We start from the raw sequence: 1311 nt of genomic DNA on the forward strand, positions 1-1311 counted from the left end.
CAGACAATGAAAAACTGAGTCAAGATAATAACATTGGTGTCATCGCTGATGGTCAAAAGACATTAACACTTCGCTTAGCGAAAGAGCTTAAAGGTTTGGACAGCATTACATTAGGCACCGGTGATACAGCGATGAAGATTGACGGCAATGCGAAGACGATTAGCAATGTAAATAAAATTACAGGACTTACTAATACGACTTTGCCTGATGATTTAAGTACGATGAAAGTCGATCAAGCAGCAAGCCAGGGACAGTTGAAAGCATTAGCCGAAAAAGTACAGACAAATGCCAATGCCATGAGCGATTATCGTTTGATTGGTAATGAAGCGGAAACAGATAAGAAATATAGTGTTACTGATCATAATGAAATTGTATTGACCGTACAAGATAAGAAGCATCCGGCTAAAACCGAAACGGTTACGATTAAAGATGTAGCGAAGAAATCTGAGTTAGATACAGCGAATAAAAAATTCACTGATTATGCTGTGAAATATGATAAAAATGGCGATGCCGTGAATAAAAACTCCATTACGTTAGAAGGAGGAGATGCCGGTACCGTTATAAAGAACGTAGCTAATGGAAAGGTAGCAGCAGATAGTAAAGAAGCCATTAACGGTAGTCAATTACATGAAGTTAAAAATGATTTAACCAATGAAATTAATACAACCAACCAAAATGTTACTAATGTAACGAATAATTTAGGAAAGACCAATAAAGGCTTTGATGTATATATCAAAGACAAGACGGCAGATAATACTTTTAATGTAGGCTTAGGGGCAGATGAAAAAGATGCCTTCGGTTTTGATGCCGGAAACGGTCTTGAAATCAGTAAAAACGGTAAGAAGATTACCTACTCCTTACAAGATGACGTTTCAGTTGGTAAAGCTGGAGAAAAAGGTAAGGACGGTAAAGTCACTGTCAATGGTAAAGATGGCGAAAAAGTTACTATTAACGGTAAGAATGGTGAAATCGGTATTCAAGGACCAAAAGGTGCTGATGGTAAGACAAATACTGTTACTATTTCCGGTAAAGACGGCACGATCGGCACAAACGGTAAAGATGGCAGTGCTGTTGTTTTGAACGGTCAAAACGGCTCTATCGGCATGAATGGTAAAGACGGTAAAAATGGCGTTACTATTTCTTCCGGTGATGGTACTGTTGGCGTAGACGGTAAAGACGGTACGACACGAATTATCGTTACAGAAGGCAATCACGTGAATGAATTGGCAACCATGAACGATGGCTTGAAGTTCAAAGGCGATGATGGCAATGCTATTGGCGTTAAATTGAATAAGCAAGTAAATATCGTAG

The 1311-nt window shown here is 38.7% G+C and carries 1 pseudogene; it reads left to right on the top strand.

The annotated features are described in order from the left end of the window. A pseudogene (locus tag HMPREF3182_RS07665) lies at window positions 1-1311 on the top strand (hypothetical protein); the annotation flags it as partial.

Origin of the sequence: Megasphaera hutchinsoni (assembly GCF_001553405.1) — a bacterium.
Taxonomy (GTDB): Bacteria; Bacillota; Negativicutes; order Veillonellales; family Megasphaeraceae; genus Megasphaera; species Megasphaera hutchinsoni.